We start from the raw sequence: 18,979 nt of genomic DNA, 5'->3' as shown, positions 1-18,979 counted from the left end.
GAGCAATCCTTTTGCTCGAGGCTATGGAACAAAACCATAGCCTCCGGACAATTAGTTCATAGCGACGGCTAGTTCTGACATAGTGCGTTTTGCAGAGTCTTTAACATACAAGTATTTAGTTCCCCACCAGCCACGCTCTTTATAAGTGTTTAGCTCAACATACTGCCCGTTCGTTAGCTCAACCTTATTCACACTGGAAGTCACCTCACCTTTATGTTTTGACCCAACGACATCGCTATGGCTATAGCTATTACCCATGATTAATGGATAATGTTCTGGCATGAAGCTAGAGACTCCTTTACTCTGATTCGAAATCTTTCCGTTCATGGCCAAATTTGTTGAACAACTGTCAAATTTCCCAGAACTTGATGCGCCACAGGCTGAATGTGCTGCTACGACACCGTCGTCGTTACCGGGCAAAAATGCCGATGTCGTTTTGAAGTAATCTGTGCCATTCCCTATAAAGCGAATACGTGGGGTCCTATGTTCGGATAGCCTTGCGATTTGTCGAGCGTTGGCAACCTTTAGATCATTTAGTACGCCCGAGTTTTGCTGGTTTGGCATTTCCCCTAACCAAAGAGAAATCGCATATCGCATCGCACTGTTTGCTAAGCCGCCACCCTCAATGATATTGATGACAATGTCACCCAATTCAGAGCCTCCACCAGCCCCAGCAAAGTCAAACGTGGCCACGATATTCAATGGCGTCAATCCCGCATTAGTCAGCCAGTTCTCCTGATTGTCTAGCAGATATCTTGTCACTAAGTCACCAGCAGAGTGAGTGACAAAAATACAGCCGGTTTGGCATGTGCCTTGTTGCGACAATTCCTTTAATTTTGGCCACGCATAATCACTAGCGATTTTGCCTTCTACCCGTTCGTAAGCAGGCCAATCGATACGAGCATCGGCGTATTGCAACCAGTACTCTTTCCAATAATCTTCCCCCTCTAAAGTGACTTGCGCTCTATCGGGTTTAGACTGGAGTTGATCAGATTGAAAGCCATGAACTAAGACGACTTTATAGTTACCTATTGCAGCATTTGTGAAACTAGAAAACACAACAGCCCCGACTATAGAGGCAATTTTTATAATATTTTTCATGATGTTATTTGACCTTTATCATCCTTTGATTCGCTTCATTACTTTAAAGAAGGAGCAAAAATTCAAACATCGAAACCACTTCTGCTCGATTAATAGAGTTAGTAGCTGAGCGATTATCAATCAACTCATCCGACGAGAGCTTTTGCACTAGGTTAAAAAAACAACGTCTATAAGCCTGCTTTTTGAGACATATGGCAGATTTACGTAAACTTGTCATACGCAAATCTCAACTTATGCATTACGCCTCAAATCTGTAGCAAAATGTTGAAGTAGGGATTTTTAGTAATGGAAAAGACTAGAGGCTTATCTCTACACGACTATATTCAGTTCAGCGGCAATATCGATAACAACGGGTAACACCGAAATGGCTAGCAGAATCGACATGGTGAGATTAAACAACCTTAAATAACTTGGTTTTTGCAAGTATTGCCTCAAAACTGAACCAAACATCAGCCAAACTCCGACGCACGGAAAGGAAGCCACAAAGAAAGTCATAGCAATCGTTAGGTTTTGCGACATGTAAGTATCGCCAACGGTCGTAAAAGCCGAAATGGCACCAATCGCCACTACCCACGCTTTCCCGTTTACCCACTGAAACAATGCCCCTTTCATAAAGCCCAGTGGCTTAGATTGACCTCCTGCCGCTGAGACATTTCCAGACTGAGCAATTTGCCACGCAAGATAGAGTAAATAAGCCGTTCCGAGCGTTTTAATGACCAAGTCTAACTGGGGAAACACATAAAACAACTGACCAAATCCAAGCCCGACTAATAGCAACATAATGGTAAAGCCTACGCATATCCCCAAAAGCAGAGGCAATGTTTTTTTAACACCAAAATTCACTCCCGACGTCATTACCATAATATTGTTCGGTCCAGGTGTTACCGATGATGAAATAGCGAACAAGGCTACGGATAATAGATACTCCACAACAAACTTCCTCTTTTACTCTTGGTTTAATTGCGTACAGCCAATCCCTCAATCAAACAGTCGATTTAATGAACGATGAGATTATATATTGAACACCGGAATAATATTTGTCAAACCGTACATTCGTTTTTTATAATGAACATGGTGAAGTAAGAGTAAGGAAACTTGGAACCCTATGACAATGAATAAAGCACCAATTGCTCAGATAGCAGCAACACTTAGTGCAGAAAGGCAGCGCTCTGGTCTAAGCATCGCAGAGGTGGCAAGACGTGCCAACATCGCAAAATCAACGCTTTCTCAGCTTGAAAATGGCTCTGGAAACCCAAGTATCGAAACCCTATGGTCAATCTGCGTGGTTTTGGATATCCCCTTCTCTCGTTTGATAGAAGAACCGTCAGCAAAAACCAAGGTGATCCGTTATGGTGAAGGCGTATCTGTTTTCTCGAAGAATGAAGATTACAAAGCAACCTTACTGGCTGCATGCCCTCCGAGTGTCAGCCGCGATATTTATTGGCTAGAAGTCGAACCGGGTGCGCCGTTTCATTCAGAGCCGCACAATCGCGGTGTGATTGAACATATGATCATTGTCAAAGGAAGGGCTCGATTAGGGCTATTATCCGATCAGCATGAACTCGGTGAAGGCGACTATATTACCTATCCTGGAGATCAAGCTCATATATTTGAGGCATTAGAACCAAATACACGTGCAATGTTAGTGTCGGAGTATCGGTAGTCTAAGTGGTTGAGAATATGACCAAAGTAACATTTAAAAGAAGGTTATCTTGAACAGTTAAAATCCCGTTCTACTATTTGAGCGAGCACCGCTGTCAAAGGATTGATGACTTTATGCTAAAAACCTCTCGCTTCTATTCCACTCTCGCTATATCTGCACTTGCACTTTCAACGCCATATGCAAGCAGTTCTGAAATGGTCAAGATTCAAGCAGATGTATGGGCAGACAACTGGTTCGCCATGTACATAGAAGATCAAATGATCATGGAAGACTCAGTCTCCATTAATACAGAGCGGTCATTTAATGCAGAGAGTTTTGTCTTCCAATCTTCATTGCCCGTAACGCTGAGCTTTGTAATAAAAGACTACAAACAAAATGATACGGGCTTAGAATATATCGGTTCTCGAAAGCAACAGATGGGTGATGGCGGATTTATTGCGCAGTTCACTGACAGTAGTAATAACAAAACTCTGCTAGTTTCCAACGAGGCTTGGCGATGCTTTCCGATCCATATTGCTCCAATCGACAAGCGCTGCGAAAAATCTAGCCAACCTAATAAAGACTGCATGAGCGATATAACCTCCGAACCACACGACTGGAAAACAACGTCATTCGACGATAGACAGTGGCCAAATGCGAGTGCATTTCCAAAATCTAAAGTAAAACCAAAAGGTGGCTACGACCTAATTCGATGGCATCGTGATGCTAAGTTAATATGGACAGCAGATTTAGAGACTGACAACACGATTTTGTGTCGAGCAACTCTCACTTCAGAAGAGGTTTAGGATATGAAGCTGGGCAGCAAACTGCTAATTTCATTGGCGTTTACTCTAACTTCTGTTTCCTCACTTTCTTCAGCGTCTGAAGGCAAAAGTAGAGCGAGGTTAGAGCTTTCTACCCAATTTTCAGTTGAAGTGCTGAAAGCCCCGATTAGACACTATAAAAAAGACAAAAAGCCAAAGCGTGGTAACCGTCCAACTACCATAGTACTGCCAACAACCAGTATCGATAGCCCTGAGTGTACAAAAGTACAAGAGAGCTTTATCAAAGCCGGTTTCTCTAATGTCTCTGTTGTATGTGACGAGGATTACGCATATGTTCAGTCAGATACGTACCCTGAGCATGACGTAATGAATGGAATTACGGGGACAAACGAACAGATCCCCGTCCCAGCCAGTCAATACGTTGCTCCAATCCGACTCTCTCCTGAGAAAGCCAAATCTTACACATCGATAGATGCCGCTCTTGGAATTGCCATCAATGGTGTCCCAATCTACGACTATTCAGCTCAAGGGGAACTTAACCCAGAGCGATACCAATCAGCCAAAGATACCGTAGAGCTTGGTCAGTTAGACCAATGTGGTGGGCATGCAGGTCGAGGCGATGATTACCACTATCACGCAAAGCCAGTTTGCATGATCGAATCCATGCCGGAATGGGGGGATTCATCAATCATAGGCTGGGGTTACGACGGATACCCTCTGTTTGCCGATAGAAACCCAAATGGAACCCAGATCGAAAACGGCACTCTCGATATTTGCAACGGGCAAACAGACCCCACTTATGGCTATCGTTATCATACCTCTCCACAACCCCCATACATATTTCAATGCTTAGTAGGGAAAGTAGACACCAAGATTCTACCTAGAGTGGCCCCACTTAAAGGAGCAAAGGCCCGTGCGAATTTAAAACCGCCGAAGAGTGGAGTTCAAAATTTGCAACACATTGAGTCAGAAGACGGAACGAGGGAGCTCTCCTATACTTATCAAGGTGTCGAATATTATTCACGTTATTCGCCATCAAAATCAAAGCCTAACTGCTATGAGTTCGTACAAAAAACCATAAGTAATAATGGTGCCATTGAGTCAGGAACTTACTGCCGTTAATAACCAAACAGACGTCAATTATGTTATATAAAACGAAACTTATATTGTGGTGTTTGACTAGTCTAGTCGCGATACTGTTCCCAGCCATATCCTCAAGCCACACATTAGCGCAAACCTCTTCACAACTCATTTTGCGCGATGGACAGGCTGAACTAAGACTTTACGTAGATATAGAAACTTGGCTTATGAGGCTGCAAGATCCTCAAGCTTGGCTATTAGGGGATACCGAAGTTCTCCTTACTGAGCCACAACTTACATCAAGCCGCCTGAACATTGAACTTTACAAGCTTCTCGAGAATGGCGTTAAACTCACTATAGACGGAAAGCCTATTCCATTGTCGCCTGTTAAAACAGCCGAATCACAACATAGCCATGTCGTAGAATTTCGGTTTTCTGCTACGCACACTTTTCAGTCTCCTCAAGAAATTGAGATCCGCTTCCCCAAATCTCTCGGTGACGTGCATTTTTCATTATCTCGTCCAGTTTATAGCCAGCTACCAGCAGGCACTGCTCAAAACTTTTCGCTCCAACATTAGTCGTTTTCACTCATAGAAAAAGGTGCTAGTGTGCAAAGAATCAATGAAAACCGGAGCGTCTGCGTATGAGCTTTGAAAGTGCTGTTACCTTTTTTATCGCAATGTTGATCTTCAGCGTTACACCCGGCCCTGGTGTCTTTGCCATTATCGCTCGCGCAATGGTTTCAGGAGCTCGGAATTGTATTGCTCTTTCTGCGGGAATGGTTGTTAGTGATGTGATCTACTTTCTTCTTGCTTGTTTCGGCCTTGCCGCTATCGCCGAAAACTGGGCAACATTGTTTGTCGCAATCCGATACGTTGGCGCCGCTTACTTAATCTATTTAGGTTACAAGATGATCAAAGCGCTGCCTCAAGCAAGTGAAGCGCTTGAACAAGGTGCAGAAATTAATAAACAATCTAGTTTATCCGGCTTTGTACAGGGTTTTCTCATTTCAGCCTCCAACCCTAAAGTGATTTTGTTCTACATTTCATTCTTGCCAACATTTATGGATCTCACCTCTCTAAGTAGCCAAGATATTACCCTTGCCGTTGTGCTCACAATGGTGGCTTTGATGACTGGATTGATGAGTGTCGCAATAGGAGCAGGTAGGTTAGCCAAAGTGATCAAGACGCCGAAAGCGCAACAAAAGCTCAATCGAGGAGCGGGCGGTATTATGATTGCTGCCGGAACCTATCTAGCCATTAATAAGTAAGTTCACCTAACTACTTTGACTTTACCCAAGGGTGGCGCTAGTCACCCTTATTCTAACTCACCCAATCTAGATACCATGCTAAACAATACACTCAATCAAATCCCTGTAGGGGTTCGCTTCATGCTTCTTTCCGCACTAGGCTTCGCTCTAATGTCTGCGTGTGTAAAGTACGTCAGTAATCATGGCATTCCCGTATTTGAAATTGTCGCGGCGCGGGCTCTCGTTTCTTTGGTCATTAGCTATCTAGATGTCAAACGCAAAAGGATCTCGGTTTGGGGCAATAACAGACCTTTGCTTTTAGTCAGGGGAACCGTTGGCACCGTGGCATTGATGTGCGTTTACTATGCGGTCACAACGCTTCCGCTTGCTGAGGCAACCATCTTACAGTACGTCCACCCTGTGTTTACCGCCTTACTCGGCGTCTTGTTCTTGAAAGAGCGTATTCAGTCCTCAACGATGATCTGTATTGCCTTCTGCTTGGCCGGATTGTGGGTTATGGTTCAGCCCACCATGAGTGGTGGACAAAGCTCAGATTTACCACTATTTAGTGTCGTCACGGCATTACTTGGGGCTTTCGGCAGTTCAATTGCATACGTGATTGTCAGAAAGCTAAGCCAAACTGAAGACAGCTCCGTCATCATTTTTTACTTTCCGCTCGTCGCCCTGCCCACTTCCCTATTCTTAGTATGGAACGAGTTTGTCTGGCCAAGCTTACCACTCACATTCATTTTGGTACTGGTCGGAATTTTTACCCAAGTCGGACAGTATGGTCTAACCAAAGCGATGCAAACCCAAGCAGCAGGAAAAGCGTCAGCCTACTCTTACATCCAAATCGTGTTTTCCGCATTACTTGGCGTATGGCTATTTAACGAAGTTCCTTCCGTATGGACTTATTTGGGGGGAAGTTTGATCGTGACTGGAGCACTGATTAACGTCTTCGGTAAACGGCTACTGAAACCATTGACGTCAAACCGATAAAATCAACATGTTGCTCATGGTTCAACAGCTTTTTGCTTATGCTAGGTAAATATTTGCTCAGCCAACTTAACTAAAAACATAAGTCATTGTTTTATATAAAATAACAAAACAGGCATAACAATTGCTCTTTAGTAAAAATACTCAAGAACATACAACAGAAAACGCAAAAAGCCCGCTGAAATCAGCGGGCTTTTTAAATGTGGCGGAGAGATAGGGATTTGAAAGCTATATCCGCAATATTAAAGCGCTTATTTTACAGTGACTTACGATTTTTGTTCAAAAGCCGAATTTGCCAATTGTCGTGTACATCTTAAACTCACTGTAGAAAAAATCAATGATGAATCCAACACGGCAGCAATTCAGAATCATAATCGGGAGCAGTCCCTTGGGTTTATCACTGAAACACAATTTTTTCCCAATAATTCCAATCTAAATTTAGGTTATCCATTTCTTCTTGAGTCCAACGAACTTCAAGATCACTTACATTTAATACAAGCGTTTTGTCATTTGATTTTCTTAAATCAAGATTATTCCTACCATCGCGCAAAATCATTTCATCATACATCTGGCAGCCGCGACATCTACAATCTTGCGAAGTACACCTGTCATTCAAAAGAAGAGTCACATCATTTACAAAATCACGAAACAAATGAGTGTACATTCCTTCATCATTATCGATAGTGAACAAAAGAGAAAACTTTTCGACACTCTCCAAATCATTTGCTTCGCTGCGAGTCTTTATTTCTTCTAAATCTTCAACAATTGAACCTCGCACAAGGCTTGCTTTATGGTCAAAGAAAGGGTCGACGACCACTTTGAGGTTGTTGTCAGTAGCCCAAAACATAAACTTATCAAAGCATGGATCTGTTTCAATGATATCTAACCTATAAGAACCTAGAGTAAAGTCAACCTTGCTCCAGTTCTCAATATAATGCTTTAGCTCGGTAGGGTTAGTAATAAGAAAAATCAAATTGTTGAATGTTATATATTCACCTGTAACTATATTGGTGAAGGCTACCAATGGGGCATAGAAGTTGTTTAACTTGTTGTATTCCATTGCAATGCCTCTGGTAAATTTTGCTACAGAGAATGACTCACACTCAACTAAATCTAGAAGCTTAGATGATAACCTGTGAGCCTCCAATTGCGTTCCAAAAACTTCACCATTGGTCGACAAACATAGAGGATTATTGCCCTTTATTGAGTCAAGGCGCCAATTTTCTAGCCTGTCGCAAATGTCTTGTGCCACCCCTAAGTTGTATCTCTGAACTTTTCCTCGCTCTAGACAATACTGAATAGTCTCATCTTTCATTTTAACTTTGATACAATATGCGCCATTTGGATCTCCCAAAGGATTTGAGTTCCAAAAGACATTCTTTACTGGCTGATTTACAGTCTCTCTCAAACCACCCCACAAGCCTTGACTTCTATCTAGTAGCGAAATCCATTTATTAAAGTCAAAATTGCTAAATTCAGGAGTTTGCTCTACCTCACCATTTCCAGTTTTCCCCAAAACCCTGTCAGAAACGCGCAAACACTCTACATGGATATTACCCGCATCAAATGGAATTCCCTCTTCTTGAACTTCTATCAGCATTGCAGGGAAAGAAAGCCCATTTTCACAATGAATGCACTTGGTTGCATTTTGATTTTCCAGAACATGCCGCCTGATTTTTTCTGAGTAAGCTTTAGCTATAGCAGAGTTATCATACTCTCCACTATCGTCACAGTTAATTGGTATCAACAACAGATTGTCAGCAAACTCAGGTTTTTCCTCAAGAAATCGTTCCGCTCCCTTATATGTTGAAAATCGTCCATAAATTTCAAACGTAGACCCATTACTCAACTTGATAGAATTGTCGTTAAACTCAACTCTAAAATTTCCTTGTTCATCAAATCTTTTCAATTCTACCAATTGGAAGCTATGCTCTGGGTAAGGGCTTTTCATTAAGACTAACTCCCTTCCAGAGCATATAATATCGTTATCAGCATCAAACCTAACTTTGAAGTAGTTATCTAAGTAACTAGCTTTTTGTTCAAATTCTTTGAGCTTAAATTTACTTAGTAACTCACTTACCCCCTTACAATCGACGGACTGACGGCTTTTAGACCAGTCTAATGCTTGAGCTATAACCATGTTCCATATCAAACCAGATTCTACATTAAATTTGTTAGTCAAAGACTCAACAAAAGATTTCTCATGGATACCACCTCGTTCAACATCCAATATTACGATGTGGATTTTACTAACAATCCTATCAATATCATTTTGAGTCACACTACCAAAGCCGTTCTTCTCATAAGACTTCTGGATACATCGTTTTAATTTTCCATAAACAGCTTGTTCAGGCTTGCTGAGTGGGTTGTGTTCTAAAGCGTTTCTGCTCAAACGTGTAGAGTTAGTTATTTTTCTTAAATGCTTGCTTATTGACTTCGACGTTTCGTTTGATGTGATGATTATGTAGGAATCTCTCTCATTTTGAGAAGCTCGGGACTGCTTCACAAATTGATCTATTGTCTTACAAAATTCTGAACCATCTTTATCTGACAGAGCCAACTTTCTTTTAGCCTGTAGATATGACTTTGAGTTTTCGTGGGTTAGTACTATGTCGTCTACACTATCATCAGTTTCAAAGGCGACCTTTAAAATCTTTTCCTTATTTCGCTTATCTAACGAACTCGAACAATCCATATCGAGCCCCATTTGCAGTACAAAGTATGCTGAGACTCTTTGCTGATAATCTGAACCAGCATTTGTAGCCGCTCCACCGCCGTTGTTTGTCAAACAAGACCTCCTTCATAAGATAAATTTCAATGCTCAAAAATGCACGTTTTCAAACGATTAAAACAGAATGTATAAACTTAAACTCCACTTGCATGAATTTTTGACGGGGCGTTACTTTATGCTGAGTTAACTTGCTAAAAGAGTTGCAAACCTCGTTATGGGTAATGATTCATTTGTCGCTTCACTTACTATGTTTTCATAATTCAAAATCAGGTTCGTATCAGTCACTGTGTTTCAACATGGCTGAGCTCTGAAGCGGCGCTTGTAGCGTTCAAAATATCCTCAATAAAACCCTCAAGAAAATGAAAAGGAACTGGATATCGGTAGCAACGACAAGCTGTTAGGAGCAGTGGCAACTTACCTTCTACCGCAGCAGACATTTTCTTGAACGAATCTGACGAATCACATTCCTGAGTTATATGCTCTATGGCTAAATCATTGTTCATTGGAAAGTTGGTCGAAGCCGAACCGTGCATATCTGAGTTCGAATACATAAATTTCTCACTATACTCATTCGGATACCAGTATTGTAACGTGCAATGCGCTAGCTTATCTGTAGCAAATTCTTCCAGTTCTTGACTAACTGAATTGAGTCCATAAAGAGAGCAAAATACCGTTAGAAGTGGGTATAAAATACTAGCCTCAGTAACTTTGTTCTTATAGTTACCATCTGCTCTGTCTTTGTTTTTATGCTCAAGCAGCTTCTCGAAGGAGTTGTGGACAATTGGATACATACCATTGCTATCAAAAGCGAACATACACATATTAACCATTTCCGACAACCAACTCTTAACAAACCCATCAAGTTCTGAATTGTTTGAAAGGAGAGTTAAAGCAAGCGCTAAATCAATCGCTTGGGAGTCTTTATACGGTGACAGTAGTAGAGGATTATTAATCACCAAAAGGTTAATAGACTTAGTGATTTCTCTGAGACGGAAGCGCAGCAGTTCTTGCTCTTGGTTCTCTCCATCTGTTGGCGGAGTTGCCGTATAACTTTTTATCAGCGCATCTAAAATCCAATGTCCTTTCACTGACAAACGTCCTAAAACATCAAACAGCTTAATATTTACATCGATGGAACTTGGGGATTGGACTGCGTGTGATATCGCATACTTTAATCCAACATATGGTATTAAGCATTGATCTACGTAACAATCTGTTATTTGTTGATATGTTTCGAGAATGCTATCGAATGATTTTGAAGCCTTATTCCTTCCTGTGTAATGTTCTTTAGCCTTGTCCCAAGCTAATAGCAATGCTTGCTCCGATGAAAGATATGCAGCTTCTAAATTCCCACCATCCCGACACCATGAGTATAGAACCCATAAACAAACGTTAATTCGCGTTATAGATGATGCTACCGAATCTGCATCGTTAGCGCTTGACATTAACTGTTCAATTAACAATGAGAAGTGTTGGCTAGAGCTCTCAGGCTCTTCGAGTAAGGCTAAGGACTTCCTCAACAGAGCCTGACTAGAATTGGGAAGTAGCTCTTCTTTCAACAAATGTTGTTGAATCAACTCCGACAGCTTATCACCATTCCATTCCTCAAAAGTAATATTGTCTCTAGTGTTCCTTTGCTCATAGCCAGATACTTCTTGCCTGATCCCTGAGTTAACATCGCCCCCAAAACATAGACAGATTACAATCTTTTTATCTCTGTGTTCAGGTGGTAAACGACTAGGGATAAATGAGTCTTGAATTTCATCTAACGAAGGTCTAAGAGCTTGATCTGCGCTTCCATTCCATGTGTCACGAGTAAGGTTCCCAGATTTAACGGAAAACAAGTATACCTTTTCTTCCTCATCAGTTAACCGTCCTACCGCTGCTATATCGACACCATATTCTTTGACACCGCGAGTGGGTGAAATGAACACATTCATTCCTATACTGCTCAACAAATCTGGCAGCACAGCATCTAATTCTTTTCGTTCTTTCAATGAAGCTAAATATTGCTTAAGAATCAACTTCATTTTTCATTCTCCCGTAGCGGTAAACCCGTAATTTATAATCTAAGTTCTCAGGATCTAAAACGTTCAGCCTTGGCATTTCGGTAGAGTGAGTGAAAGAGTGCATTTGCATTTCTTGCCGTACTCGACTTCCATCTCCTTGGTGCACGTAGTAAATAGAGCTATTCCCGTACAATAATCGTTGTGTCGTCACAATTTGGCTTATGAATGATGATCTTGATGCTTTTTCGTATGCTGCTTGCATATCTTTATTAGAATTTTTCCAATACGCCTGTAAATTTTCACTCGGAGCCATTAACTCTTTCAAACCAGATACTTGCTCAATATCAGCATGGTAAGCCTTAAGTTTGCCAAGTAGACGTTCACATAAACTAACTTGAACACCTTTAACAACACATGATTGGAAGAACTGCTTGAGCTCTCCTGGATAGCTTAAAAGTAATGGGTCATACAATACCTGTTCAAGTTCTTTACGAGTGGGTTCCGAAGCTACATCGTAGATGGATAGAATGAAGTTCACCGCAACAACAGGGCGAGTAAACAGCCAACCAACAGCCTTGTGACCAACAAACTCTTGCTTCATTCCATCGCCTACTAATGCAATTTCGGCTTCTAGTTCTATATCCTTGCCTGAAACATCATTAAGTAGATCTGAAACACCACGACAAAGTGAAGATGTACCAGACAACAACCATTTTGTAATGATGTGACTCAATAAATCTCTGTGTCTTGTCAATAACTCGCGGGAGAAATAGTCAAATGCTAGAATTTCCACATCAGCGGCCACAAGCGATTCCAGTAACTCGACGGCATCTGAAGACGCTCCCTTCTCTACCAACTTGACTAGCAAATGATCAATATTATCAATAGTGCCTTTGTGGTCTGGGGCAACATTAGCTAATTTATTTAGCAGAAGATTCATGACACTTTCTGGAAAATTGATTCTTTGAAAGGCAGTAAGTTCCGAAATTACATATAGTGCCTCTGGGTGAGTAACCTCTGAAAAGGTAGATATAAGGTCTTCGATTTGCGTCCAGTAAGTTGGGAACTTTTCTCCAAAATGAAGTATTGCCCTTAGTATTGCAGCACGGCAGCCACTTTCTTCCTCGTTAGTGGCACTGTTACAAAGTAGCTCCCAAATAGTGCAAGCTTGCACTTCACCTGCATCAATGCGCCCCAGAGTAAAATAAGCTTGATGTCTGACAGCGTTATTTCTTATTGCAATCAAGCTTTCTGTTGTCTGGATAGCTTCAAGCACGCTACCTGAGTCAAATGAGAGAATTGAACTAGAGAGAAAAGGAGCATATGCGCTAAGGTCACTTTGTTCTAGGATAAATCTAACACTATCTCTTGGGCGATTAGTTTCCATTAGACAAAAGCGTTCATAAGCTCTATAGACGCCACCAGCAGCCAAATCTCTTCCTGCCAACTGCGTCAGGTTTACAAGGCAACGGAGGACATCTTCAATGCTTGCATGTAAAGACGGCAGCACGTTTTCAAAGACGTGCAAAACAGTGAAAAAATCATATCTACTTGAGCTCTTCTCAACCGTGCTTACAATGTTGACAAGTTCAATACTCCCTGAGTTATGCAGCTCTGTTAGAGCCTGTTCCAAAACCTTGTCGTCAGAGTTTATTTCCTCGTAATACAGCTCATCAATGAGGGCAAGTAAACCTTCTTTCGTATCACTTACTTCTTGGAACCTAGCCTTTATTTCTTCCAATGACATTTCTTACCTCTAAATAGACAGTCAATAAGAACCGTGCTTTAGCTTGTTCAGCTACACATTCTCTCAGCAATAGCCTCAAGCTCGTCTAGTTTTAAGCGACCATTAGCCCAACCTTCAGCAAAAGGTATTGTGTTTGACTTAGGCAGTTGTTCTTTACTAAGGTCTCTAACTCTGATGCGCGAGGGCAGAGCAGCACCCTCACCAACAAATATGGCTTCCTGTTGAGATAAAATAGGTAGTGCACCAACCATTCCTGACAGTCCATCAGGTAGAAAACGGGCAACATGCTGCTGATCAGCAGAATTAGTTAGCCTTAATACGACCCAGGTGCCACATTGTGATATCACAGTACTATCCACATCTGCGGGCCTTTGACTCACCAACATTAGCCCAAGGCCATATTTTCTTCCTTCCCGTGCAATACGTCTTATCGCTCCCTGTGCAGCTGCATATTGAGCTTCACCGTGATCAGGTACATATCTATGCGCTTCTTCGCAAACAAGTAAAATTGGGTCTTGTTCTTTTTCATCTTGTGTTTGGAACACTTTATATTGAAATAATAACCTGGCTATCAATGCTGCAAGAGGGCCAGCAACTTCGTTGGGCAACCCTGAGATATCAATGATTCTGATATCTTTTCCAGCTTCTTCTGGGGAACCAACAAATTGATTCAAGACTTTATGCAGTTTTATCTGATCTTGCTCGCCTTCCCAGCAATGCATCATAAAGGAGAGTCGAGTATCTCGACGTAGTACTTTCAGTTTATCTAGTACTGAAGGGATCGGGGAAGAGGCTAAAGCTGACGGTGTTTGTGTTTGATGACTGTTTTGATTCCACCTGCCTCCTTGTATATATCGAATATGATTCTCGAACTCATTAAGACAAAACGGTCTAGGTTTATCACGGTCAAACTCCAATACGTGTGACAATTCTTTACCATCACACAGATCTGGGTCATCGAAGTTATCTAAGTGATCTAATGCATTTGTACCGAACTCACTTGGACATGATTTAACTATTCCTGCCGCAACCATTCTTGCATGGGTAAGTGCTTTTTGAACGACATTGTTTTGGCTAGTTGCACTTCTTTCGGTTTTCCCAATAATAAGGTTAGTAAATTCATCACTCGACATTAGCCAATATGGAAGCTTTATACGTTCTTGCCCATCTTGACCTGCTGCAATATCGTATGCTCGATATTGAACAGCTCGCTCACTGAATGCAGCACCGTACTCCCCATGTGGATCAATTACAACTATTTGCGGGGAGAAGCTTTTTTCTCCACTCTTGTGTTCCAAAACACTGTGAATTATTGCTGCGACTGTTCCTGATTTTCCTGAACCTGTCGAGCCCAATACTGCACAGTGCATTCCAAACATTTTATTTATATTCGCTCGGCAAGCTGTTGACTCTGATGCACTATATACAGCAAATGGAACTAATGGATCTACGTTCTCTTCTCGTTCACCTTCAGCAGAGCGATAAACACATGAAATCTCGTCATTTGTTAATAAGAACACACCTTGCTGAGGTAATGGATATGTCTTAATACCTCGCTTAAAGGACAATTTGGAGCTAGCGTTATTCCAACTACCTTCCGCCAATAGCTGCACTTCCATCAAACGTTGGTCAGAATCAGTATTTATAGGCATACCTGCCTCTAGTAACTCTTCAGAGCGCATTCGAAGCATTGTCACTAAACCAAAAATAACCTTTCGACCGTAGTGGATTTTAACCATACTGCCAATTTGGCCTATTGGATAAACTCGACCGTCGAAAGTTCGAGTTAGTTCAGAGACCTTATTCGAGACTTCCACTTTGATAGTCGTCCCTGAGACCTCAACAACTTGGCCTATTTTCAGCTCGTCAGTTGGTGTAAACATGATTTATACCTCACATCCGTTTTTAAGTACTGATGTGACACCTTTGAATGTCCACCAATAGTCGTCATCTTGTTTTCTTTTAAAGGGGCCTTGCGCACCTACATAGAGACCATGAAGAGATGCAATAATTACTCGCGAGCCATAACTCGACTTGCGCCATTGCTCTAGACAGGATGGCATTTCTTCTCGGCATTCAAGAAAAGCGACTAAAACGGTTCTGTTGTCATCTTTAGATAGGGCGAACTCAATTTCATTGTTGATATGCTCATCTCCAAAACTATAACCGCACACAGCTAACACATTACTATTCGAAGAGTTTAGAGCTTTACGAAATAGGTCAAATTGTGCAGAGAATGGATCTTGTTGGGTTGCTATATATTTTGTAGCTTGAGGATAGATGAGAACGCGGCGGTCAGCTTTTGGATAGCGATCATTATCTCTGACTCTCCAAACATGTCCCTTTTCACATAGAAACCAGTCTATTGAACCATGCATTTTGACTAAGTTGGCACGTTGACCACTAGTAGGGACAGGCTCACCATAGCGTTGAGTTCGGTGAGCTACTGCACCTCCAGAAAAACCATCCCAGTATGAGATTTTATTTAATGCCAAAGCATCTTCTAGCAAGGTGTCATAGTTGGTGGTGAAAATGTTTACGGACTTCCTCCGTTCATAAATACCAGCACCTGCGTGATTGAATAAAGTGTCAATAAACTCTAAATGAGAGTCAATTTCTACTATTGGTTCAGCTATAGTTCCTTGTTCAGTTGTGTTTCCTGCTTTGTCTTCAACATAACCACTTCTAATTACATTTGATATAGAGTCAAGAATTAAACGATGGGCTTCTTGCAACTCAACTAACGTTACTTCAGCACCATTGATACTGATCTTTTTGTCTTTACTCCTCTCCGCCAAGGCTGCATAGTCACCTAAATGACTGAGGATATGTTCGATATGGCACTCCTGAGGTAACTCTGTGAACAGGGGAGCAACAATCTTATCGAACACGTCCTGGTTGTCCGCTTTTAAGTCCTTCTTAACTTTATTTGTCAGCGGGTACATAAGTGGCAGTTTGGCATCATAACTAATACCTGCGCCCATCAACCAGTTTAGCTCGGTACATTTCAGATGTTCCTCTACTTGAGAAAACAAATCTGCATCTATGAAGTTTTCCATTCTAATCCTTTGATTTACCTTGCATGTGGTAAGGTTTTATTCCTCCAATACTGCTCTTGTTGATTAAGCAACTCAAGTCATAATAATAAGTAATGTGATTTCATCGGACTTACACTATGACCACGAGAGTGTGGTGCGAACATAAAACGACTTGGTAAATTACGACTACCTGTTTCCTTCTATCGATTTTTCTAGCTGCTTTCTGACTTATGTAGCCTATCCTCAGAGACTGTTAACTTCGCTTTGGTTTCAGCTAACTGCTCTTTCGCTTCCTCATACCTAACAGTTAACTCATCAACGCGTGATTGGAGGCTGTCGTTTTCGTTTATCGCGAACTCCAGTTTCACAGCTACAGCAGTATGATCGTTTTGTAGTGCTGAAAGCTGCCCATTCAGGTCTTGGTGCGTACCTTGAAGTGTCTCGTACTTCTCTGCCGCTGCGCTCAAGTTATTTGTAAGGTGAAGGTTGTGCTGTAGTAACTCAGAATTATTTTGTTTTGACTCAGCCAAATCACACTCTAGCTCTTCAATCTTGTCTTCAAGGTGTTCTTTCTCTTCAACTTGCTTTTGTAGACGTTCTTCAATATCAGTAAAGTCAGCTTCAGCTTGCTCTTTTGCTTGATACGTTAGATTGTATTTTGCATCGAGATCTCTGACACGAATAGCCATCATGGTTTCATAATGCTCGTGCGCCTTGTTATTCAAAGCAGTCGTCATATCACGCATTACTTTACAAAGCTCTTCCTCCCGCTTAGCTAAAAGTTCCTGCAACTCCACTGGAAGATCATATGACAGAAAAGCACGGGTAGCTTCACACACTTTATAGTCTTGCGCATTAAGGGCTTCAACCGAGATATGTCCATTTTGTATCAGCCGATCTAAGTCTGCCTTAATCGTGGAAATTTTCCCTCGACCAAGAACTTCCTTTATATGCCAGCCCGAAGGTTTCTTTCCCTTGCTGATCAATTGAGTAGCAATTTTGATGACATCGTCATCGGTATACGATTTTGGTCTAGCCATTGTTTTACCTATGTTTTAGTTATTATTTTCAGGTTAGTTAGTACAGTAAGTTAGTTACGTGAACTAACTTACTTATCCATTGAAGCTTCGGCTTCAATTGTAGTATTGGCCTTTTTAATAGCCATAATTTCTCTGTTAATCCCTTGCGCTACCGAAGGAGGAAGCTCTAACGCGGCACTGAAAGCGGAATCAAGATACTCAATCTGTTTCGTTGCCATCTTTTGGTCACGAGCATTGAGAGCAAGCAACACTTTCTTAAACACACTGATCAACTTTGGCACGATAGCTTCTGTTAATTCTTTCGTTAGCTGAGATAGACGCGACTTTTGTGCCTGAAGCTCCGATACTTCTGTCATTACAGTAACTTTTTCAACTTGCAGCTCGCTGAGATTAATTTGTACTTCAGTGACTTCATCAAGTAACTTTTCAAACTGCCTTTCCAGTGACTGGGTATTTTCTAGCAACTTGTCATACTGTTGCTCTGCCGATTGAACCTTTGCTTGAGCAAGCTCTAATTGATGAGTGTAATGATTATGGCTACGTTCAGATTTGGGTAGGCTTGCTTCTCTGTCCATTTTCTTGCGAAGCTCTGACTTCTGCTCCGTTTCAGGTGCAAAGTCTGCTCTTAGCGCTTTACTTTTAAACAAGTGCTCGTTAGCGTAATCCAATACCATGCACTGAAAGTAGTGGCCAAATTTTTCGGTTAATTTTCTGCTTAGTTTCCCATCATCAGGTAGTAACTCCTCATCGGGAAAACTAGAATTGATGTACTTATTAACTACTCTAATCTGACTCTTCCTTAAGTCATATTTACCTGTCTGGCTATTTTGACCTGAGATAAAGTAGTGAGTATGTGCTCCAGTAGTTACTTCAATGCTACGCTCATCGTCATGCGCAATGATTGCGCGAATAGGATAATCAGGGAAATGGTCGTCCAAAAATTTTTGCGTAAAAAGTATGTATTCCTCAACGCTGATAACATCAGTACCAACATCCCACCGATGTGGAATTTTAAAGATGCCTTCTTGCAGAAAGACATGATTAGCGGCTGGCCGTTGTTGTAATTGATTGTATGCGTTCAAATACGTTTCGAGCATTTTGATGCGTTGAGCTTTCCTCTGCATTGGAAGCTTTTTAAACTGCTCTATGCGAGAGTACGAAACATGCCCTTTTGTATTTAAGATATCTTGCAAAAACTTAGCTACATCAACATTACCTTTACTTGTTTCACTCTCTATAGCTTTCTTAATTTTGAGGCGATATTGCCGCTGCTGAGTTTGCAGCTTGGACTGATTACGAATTTTAGGCTCAGGTGCGAATTGATATAACAGCTCCAGACGCTCCTCTTCAGACACTGAGCTCAAAGACAAAATATTTGAACCGAGCCAGATTAAGTTGGAATCTGCAAGCTCCTCATTCCACTCCAACTTCTTAGCTTTATTAGCGGCTGTTGGTGGAGCGATACGTAATGAGTGAGCTAGCGAGTGTTCGCATTTAACTCGATCAACTGGTTTTGATGTGAAGTTAAAGCGTCGATGAAAGAATCGAATTTCCTTCATAA

General features: G+C 41.5%; 15 protein-coding genes. 6 read left to right on the top strand and 9 right to left on the bottom strand.

Going from position 1 to position 18,979, the window contains the following annotated elements; genetic code table 11:
- Positions 1-51 precede the first annotated feature (51 nt).
- Together IX91_RS17215 and IX91_RS17210 are read right to left on the bottom strand one after the other, a co-directional pair.
- Positions 52-1,101 carry a hypothetical protein gene (locus IX91_RS17215; protein ID WP_004744015.1) on the bottom strand — a complete coding sequence of 350 codons (1,050 nt, stop codon included), beginning with the start codon at positions 1,099-1,101 and terminating at the stop codon, positions 52-54.
- Between the two features lie 309 nt (positions 1,102-1,410).
- Entirely contained in the window at positions 1,411-2,031 is a 621-nt protein-coding gene (locus IX91_RS17210) for a LysE family translocator (RefSeq protein ID WP_004744014.1), read from the bottom strand.
- 181 nt (positions 2,032-2,212) lie between these two features.
- Here IX91_RS17210 and IX91_RS17205 point away from each other — a divergent pair, with 181 nt between their 5' ends.
- The 6 genes from IX91_RS17205 to IX91_RS17180 all read left to right on the top strand — a co-directional run bounded on the left by IX91_RS17205 (position 2,213) and on the right by IX91_RS17180 (position 6,856).
- Positions 2,213-2,764: a helix-turn-helix domain-containing protein gene (locus IX91_RS17205; RefSeq protein ID WP_004749450.1), complete on the top strand. Its 552-nt coding sequence runs from the start codon at positions 2,213-2,215 to the stop codon at positions 2,762-2,764.
- 113 nt (positions 2,765-2,877) lie between these two features.
- Positions 2,878-3,549 carry a hypothetical protein gene (locus IX91_RS17200; RefSeq protein WP_004744012.1) on the top strand — a complete coding sequence of 224 codons (672 nt, stop codon included), beginning with the start codon at positions 2,878-2,880 and terminating at the stop codon, positions 3,547-3,549.
- A gap of 3 nt (positions 3,550-3,552) precedes the next feature.
- Positions 3,553-4,650 (top strand): YHYH protein, encoded by a 1,098-nt coding sequence (locus IX91_RS17195; protein WP_004744011.1) that lies wholly within the window; start codon positions 3,553-3,555, stop codon positions 4,648-4,650.
- A 53-nt stretch (positions 4,651-4,703) separates the two neighbouring features.
- On the top strand, positions 4,704-5,186 hold the full coding sequence (locus IX91_RS17190) for a hypothetical protein (RefSeq protein ID WP_236642957.1): 483 nt from the start codon (positions 4,704-4,706) through the stop codon (positions 5,184-5,186).
- 65 nt (positions 5,187-5,251) lie between these two features.
- Positions 5,252-5,878, top strand: a complete 627-nt coding sequence (locus IX91_RS17185; RefSeq protein ID WP_004744009.1) for a LysE family translocator — start codon at positions 5,252-5,254, stop codon at positions 5,876-5,878.
- A 75-nt stretch (positions 5,879-5,953) separates the two neighbouring features.
- Positions 5,954-6,856: a DMT family transporter gene (locus IX91_RS17180; protein WP_071881319.1), complete on the top strand. Its 903-nt coding sequence runs from the start codon at positions 5,954-5,956 to the stop codon at positions 6,854-6,856.
- 394 nt (positions 6,857-7,250) lie between these two features.
- On the opposite strand, the gene IX91_RS17175 is transcribed toward IX91_RS17180, so the two are convergent.
- The 7 genes from IX91_RS17175 to IX91_RS17145 form a co-directional block, all read right to left on the bottom strand.
- On the bottom strand, positions 7,251-9,641 hold the full coding sequence (locus IX91_RS17175; RefSeq protein ID WP_004744007.1) for a hypothetical protein: 2,391 nt from the start codon (positions 9,639-9,641) through the stop codon (positions 7,251-7,253).
- 224 nt (positions 9,642-9,865) lie between these two features.
- Positions 9,866-11,614 (bottom strand): hypothetical protein, encoded by a 1,749-nt coding sequence (locus IX91_RS17170; RefSeq protein WP_004744006.1) that lies wholly within the window; start codon positions 11,612-11,614, stop codon positions 9,866-9,868.
- The gene (locus IX91_RS17165; RefSeq protein WP_004744005.1) at positions 11,598-13,340 is read right to left on the bottom strand and encodes a hypothetical protein; all 1,743 of its coding nucleotides are present in this window, start codon (positions 13,338-13,340) and stop codon (positions 11,598-11,600) included. The genes IX91_RS17170 and IX91_RS17165 overlap by 17 nt, the downstream gene beginning before the upstream one ends.
- A gap of 47 nt (positions 13,341-13,387) precedes the next feature.
- Positions 13,388-15,223 (bottom strand): ATP-binding protein, encoded by a 1,836-nt coding sequence (locus IX91_RS17160; RefSeq protein ID WP_004744004.1) that lies wholly within the window; start codon positions 15,221-15,223, stop codon positions 13,388-13,390.
- A gap of 3 nt (positions 15,224-15,226) precedes the next feature.
- Positions 15,227-16,399, bottom strand: coding sequence for an SIR2 family protein (locus tag IX91_RS17155; RefSeq protein ID WP_004744003.1), 1,173 nt, complete (start codon positions 16,397-16,399; stop codon positions 15,227-15,229).
- A gap of 191 nt (positions 16,400-16,590) precedes the next feature.
- Complete coding sequence (locus IX91_RS17150; RefSeq protein ID WP_004744002.1) at positions 16,591-17,418, bottom strand: DNA-binding protein; 828 nt, start codon at positions 17,416-17,418, stop codon at positions 16,591-16,593.
- Between the two features lie 68 nt (positions 17,419-17,486).
- Positions 17,487-18,977: a hypothetical protein gene (locus IX91_RS17145; protein ID WP_004744001.1), complete on the bottom strand. Its 1,491-nt coding sequence runs from the start codon at positions 18,975-18,977 to the stop codon at positions 17,487-17,489.
- Positions 18,978-18,979 lie beyond the last annotated feature (2 nt).

Source organism: Vibrio tubiashii ATCC 19109, from assembly GCF_000772105.1.
In the GTDB taxonomy this organism is placed as follows: domain Bacteria; phylum Pseudomonadota; class Gammaproteobacteria; order Enterobacterales; family Vibrionaceae; genus Vibrio; species Vibrio tubiashii.
This window is presented reverse-complemented; position numbering and strand designations above follow the sequence as displayed.